4 protein-coding genes are annotated in these 5,114 nt (G+C 38.3%); 1 reads left to right on the plus strand and 3 read right to left on the minus strand.

All coding sequences use genetic code 11. From position 1 onward, the window contains the following. Positions 1 to 108: 108 nt before the first annotated feature. Positions 109 to 1,191, minus strand: a complete 1,083-nt coding sequence (locus ACH0QE_RS18210; RefSeq protein WP_415801908.1) for an FUSC family protein — start codon at positions 1,189 to 1,191, stop codon at positions 109 to 111. Between the two features lie 179 nt (positions 1,192 to 1,370). On the opposite strand from ACH0QE_RS18210, the gene ACH0QE_RS18215 reads away from it, so the two are divergent. Beyond that, the gene (locus tag ACH0QE_RS18215; protein ID WP_415801909.1) at positions 1,371 to 3,038 is read left to right on the plus strand and encodes a glycosyl hydrolase family 28-related protein; all 1,668 of its coding nucleotides are present in this window, start codon (positions 1,371 to 1,373) and stop codon (positions 3,036 to 3,038) included. A gap of 33 nt (positions 3,039 to 3,071) precedes the next feature. On the opposite strand, the gene ACH0QE_RS18220 is transcribed toward ACH0QE_RS18215, so the two are convergent. Both ACH0QE_RS18220 and ACH0QE_RS18225 read right to left on the minus strand, forming a co-directional pair. Next, positions 3,072 to 3,818, minus strand: coding sequence for a Cof-type HAD-IIB family hydrolase (locus ACH0QE_RS18220; protein ID WP_415801910.1), 747 nt, complete (start codon positions 3,816 to 3,818; stop codon positions 3,072 to 3,074). 22 nt (positions 3,819 to 3,840) lie between these two features. Then, positions 3,841 to 4,665: an STAS domain-containing protein gene (locus ACH0QE_RS18225; RefSeq protein WP_415801911.1), complete on the minus strand. Its 825-nt coding sequence runs from the start codon at positions 4,663 to 4,665 to the stop codon at positions 3,841 to 3,843. Positions 4,666 to 5,114 lie beyond the last annotated feature (449 nt).

A 5,114-nucleotide genomic window follows, 5' to 3' on the forward strand; every position in this document is an offset into this window, starting at 1 on the left:
TTATTAATTGGAATAGATGTTTTTTATAGGAATAAAGACCTTATTTTACCTTTATTAATACCGTTTTCCGTTTTATGGAAAAGAGAATATTTCATTAACAAGATATGCTTAGTTTCGATTCCTTTTTAAAAAATTTATTCCTTTAAAAAGTCCTCTGGTGTTTTCATTATCTACTTTTCTATTTTGATACTGTTCAATCAACTCATTCAGACGGGCAAGCTGAAAAGCGTAGTCATAAATCGCAGAACCAATAATTGTTAACCTCAATCTATCATTTCTTTCTATTGACCTGTCCTCCATTATCGATTCAAGGAATAATCCACTTTGGCTTAAAATACTTTCCATATCTAGTTCTCTGATTTTCCCCGAATATTTAAGGAGGATCATCTCATGGTATTGAATCAGTTCTTCGAATTGATTATCAAATTCATTTGTACCCTCCTGTTCAGGCCGGCTTTGGAAAAAATGGTCCTCAACAATATCCAAGATTCTCAAGCCTTGCTGAAGGCAGGCAAGCATTTGCTTAAAAACAACCAATTCTCTCACGTCGAGAGGTTTTACCTTTGAAATTTTCTTTCTTTCCTCATCGAGTATTTTATAAAGGTCTTCAAGCTTGGCTACGTCCTTTCTCAATTGACTCCAGTGATCCTGAAATGTTGTTTCTGTCAGTTCATTGGATATAGCTGTCCTGATTAACAAGGACATGGTTCTAAAGCTACGGTTCATTGTTTCGGTAAAATTCTTGTTGAAATTTGGTGGCGAGACAATTAAATTAACAAGGAAAGCAGACCCCATCCCAACAAGGACAATGATAAATTTGTTTGCTGCTGTTAAAACCCCGTTGAATTCATGTGAACTCATCATGATTAAGACTGTGATTAGAGTTAAAGTTATGGAACTTTCCATTTTAAGCTTCAAGCTAATGATAATAACTATAACAGTTACTAACCCAATGACAATCGGGTTGTTCCCGAATAAATAAATGGATGCAATCGCGATGATCGCACCGAGTGTATTCGCCTGGAATTGCTCTAATACTTGTTTCCATGACCGATAAATCGATGGCTGGATAGTAAAGGTTGCTGCGATTGCAGCAAAGACCGGGGGCTCCAATCCAATCCATTCTGTTATGTATAAGGCAAGTGCAACGGCCACTCCTGTTTTTAAAACTCTTGGACCTAAAGTAATCATCTAACCCCTCACTCTCTAATGAGAACGCTTATATTTTAACATAACCTCCTTTAATGGAATAAAACATATAACGATAATACTGACCGATTAAAGATTAGTATTTTAAGGTGCGAAAAGATTATCCATACACTCTGGCGGGAAATAATATTCAAGCAGCTTTTTAAAAAGGTGGGAATAAGATGGTAATGATCGATAGAAATCATGATCCTAAAAAAAATGCTGAGCTGATTGCACAGTTATCAGGAAAAAAACTAAATATAAATGAACTGGTTATAGAGACAAACGAATTATTCAAAGAAGCAAGCGAGGATTACAGATCTTTAAACACAAAAATCAATAAAGGGATATCTTCTTTTTTCAGTAATTTCGGTTCAAGTCTAAGGAGATTCATCCAGACTAAATCCGCATTCGATAACGCCAAAAACTATGAGACCGTGGTTGATACTAATGGCAATGTCTTTCCCGAGTGGATGGAAAGATTAAACGAGGAATATAAACATTTACTGAAGGAAATTAATCGTGAGGTTTATATTGAAGATTTTGGAGCAGTCGGTGATGGTAAAACTGATTGCACAGAGGCCTTTAGAATGGCTCTAGGCAAAGGCCGTGTGAAAGTATATATTCCTGAAGGTGTTTATGTGGTAAAAGAGATAAAGCTGCCTTCCTTTACCTATTTGGTTGGTGCCGGAAAAAGGAAAACGGTCATCAAACTTCACGACTCAGCCCCCAAAGGCAGGAGACTTATAACGAATAAAAACCATCGTACCGGAAATCGGAATGTAAAAGTGACTGGAATGACGCTTGATTGGAATGTTGAACGTTTGGGAAATGTTGAAAAAACCAGTACCTGGGGAAATCATTCTAGCTGCCTGCTATATGCGAATGTAAAATATGGCTGGGTGAAGGATGTCGAAGGAGTTAAGCCAGGCCTTCACTGCTTTGATATTTCATCTCCTCTTTACAATTATTATGGCGATGGCTATCGGGCCCGCGGCGGAAGTGAGTTTATCTGGCTCGACAACCTTAATGGCTATGGTTTCGGCGACGATGGCATTACAACTCACCATAGTGATAATATTTTCATTTCATATTGCCATATGAGTGACCCAAGCGGAAAAACACATAAAAAAGGTTTTTCAAATTCGAATGGAATCGAAATAGATGATGGATCCCGAAATGTATGGCTATTAAACAACTCAACCGCAAGATGCTTTGGCGGAGTAGAAATCAAAGCTCACCATACTTCTTCTGCAGCAAATAATGTTGTCATCATAGGCCATCTATCTGTAAATGACAATCGTTCTTATAATTTCAGGCATATCGGCCATCACAAGGAAAATGATCCCGAGTCTAAAACAGCAATCAACATTCGGGCTGCAAATATTATCTCTTACAAGCCGGTACACACCGAGTTATATACCAACTCTTCACCAAGGGCTATGGTAGTGTCTGCTTATAAAAATGTAGCTGTGAACCATTTTACGGCTATTGGCGACCCTGCCTATGACTATGGTGGAGAACCAGCAATTGCCATTCAGTATCGTTCCAGAAATGTTATTTTAAAAAATGTGGCAATGAGCGGGTTTACAAATGCAGGCTCCGATATAAAGGTATTTGGAGGCAGCAACCGCGCTGATAATGTTAAAATCCGAAATGTCCTTGCAAAACATTCAGCACCTAAAGCAATTCAAATAGGCAAAGGAGTCTCAAAGGCATCGGTTGAAATGGTTTTCGCAGAAGCTGTCAATGGACAGACAGTAGTCGAACTTGCAGATAATAAAGCCTTGGTGAAGGAAATTGACTCAAAAGGATTCAAGCAGATGGTTCTGGGGCAACCGCAAATATAACAAAAAAGGAAGCAGTGCAAGCTGCTTCCTTCGTTATGAGAGGATCCATTTTTGGATTGCCTGGGCAACTCCACTCTCTTTATTAGTACCTGTAATATCGTCAGCAGCCTCCTTTACAGTTTCCTGGGCATTGCCCATTGCTATTCCAAGACCTGCCTCCGTAATCATGGCAATGTCGTTAAGGCTGTCTCCCACTGCCATGACATTTTCCATAGAAATTTCCAATAAATCACAAACCTTCTGCAATCCTCTGGCCTTATTGATACCAAGTGCATTGACTTCAATATTTTTTAAGCTTGAGTTGCTAATTTCGAATAATCCCTTTTCTTTTAACTCTTTAAGAACACTATCTCTTATTTCGTCTTCTTCAATGTGGAAGCCAAATTTAATCCATTCTTGGGAAAACAGATCCTCTGGCATATCATTGCGCCAGACGTTTTCACTGCTTGTCGCCCAAAAACCTGTCTGGTGCTTTTGTGATAGTTCATACATCCATTGGACGTGTTCGGTATCTACAATGCTTCTTTGCACCAACTCACCATCTGGACCCCAGATTTCTCCACCGTTGACCGTTACTAGATAGGACGACAGCTCCAGAGAGATTACATAATCCCTTGCTGTTTTGAGGCTGCGTCCCGTACTTAAAACAACACGTACCCCTCTTTTTTCGGCTTCTTTGATTGCTAGTCTATTTTTCTCAGACACCTCGTGCCGCTCATCCAGAAGCGTTCCATCCATATCCAATGCAATTAGTTTGATATCTGGCTTTTTATTAATCAACTTTATCCTCCTAATAGTTGCTTTACATTTCTTTATTGATACTATCAATGGCCTGTTTTACGGTAGCGAAGGTATTGATATTTGAAAAGTCTACTCCACCCTCAACTGCAGCCTGGGCGAGCTCTGGCCTCATTCCAGTGGCAATAGAATCCACCCCTAACAGCCGCAAAACATTGTGAATATCAAAAATGTGTTTGGCAATCGTTGCATCTATTGTGACGATTCCTGAAAAATCAATGATTAAATACTGTACTTTCTGCTTTGCTACCAACGGAATGGCCCTTTCCATTATTAACCTTGCCCGGTCATGGTCCAATTTCCCTACTAAAGGCAACACTGACACATTTTCCTGTACCGGGACGACTGGAGTCGATAATATATCCACTTCATCCTGTACTTCCTTCATCAGTTTCGAAGTTTGCCTCTCAAAAGCAAATACGGTTTCATTAATGCTTATATCAAGCATATTGTTCACTTTTTTATTGATCCAAATTAAATCTTCCGTGTTAACGTCATGTTTTAAACTGATTTCTGCCATTTTATCAATGAAAACAATTCTTGTAGGAGGATACCTGAGTAGGATGTCAGAAACCCTGCCGCCCTTAGCTGCTTCGCGTTCTCCATTTTGCTGGCTCCATTCAAGAAGGCCCTGAGAAGTTGTTTCATCTTTATTCATAATAGAGTCACCGAGGAATTTAAGATACTCAGTATAAACAATAATTGCCTGGTCAATTTCCTGCTTCGGTATCTCGACACCTATTAATTCAAGTATGGAACCTACCATTTCCTTTGCGAGTGTTTCGGAGTTTTGTTGTAATTCATTTGCTACTGCTGAAGTTGGATTCACAAAGGTCACTTCCCTTTTTCTTTTTAATTATGTTCTTCTTAAAAATCACCCAAAGAACTTTAATTCGTAAAGAAACTTAAATATATTTAAAAGTTTTTGAAAGGATTAGTCCGAAAACAACCGATCAATGCGAAAAAAGCCTTTACTTATTTACCAATAGGATACACCTTTAACAATAATTAATCTTCTTAAAACCTGTAATTACAAGCAATTAATAAAGTTGTCCTAGGTAAATAATACTCCTGTGCTGTTCAATAAATCCAAGGCAGGGAGAAAGACTATCCATAAATCAATATTCCTTGGAAATTCTCGTCAACTCGAAGAATTCTTTTTCTGGTTTCATCCATTTTGCCCCTTTATCAGAAACAAAATAAATCCCTTTCTCCAAGTCGTAGTATACATCAATTGTTATGCTTCCAAAATCAATAACACTTTTTCCGTTATAATAA

The sequence above is a fragment of the Mesobacillus sp. genome, from assembly GCF_047739415.1.
Classification (GTDB): domain Bacteria; phylum Bacillota; class Bacilli; order Bacillales; family Cytobacillaceae; genus Mesobacillus.

Excerpts from the sequence above, each read along its gene's own strand:
- ACH0QE_RS18210 (WP_415801908.1), bottom strand. The coding sequence starts at position 1,191 with ATGATTACTTTAGGTCCAAGAGTTTTAAAAACAGGAGTGGCCGTTGCA.
- ACH0QE_RS18215 (WP_415801909.1), top strand. The coding sequence starts at position 1,371 with ATGGTAATGATCGATAGAAATCATGATCCTAAAAAAAATGCTGAGCTG.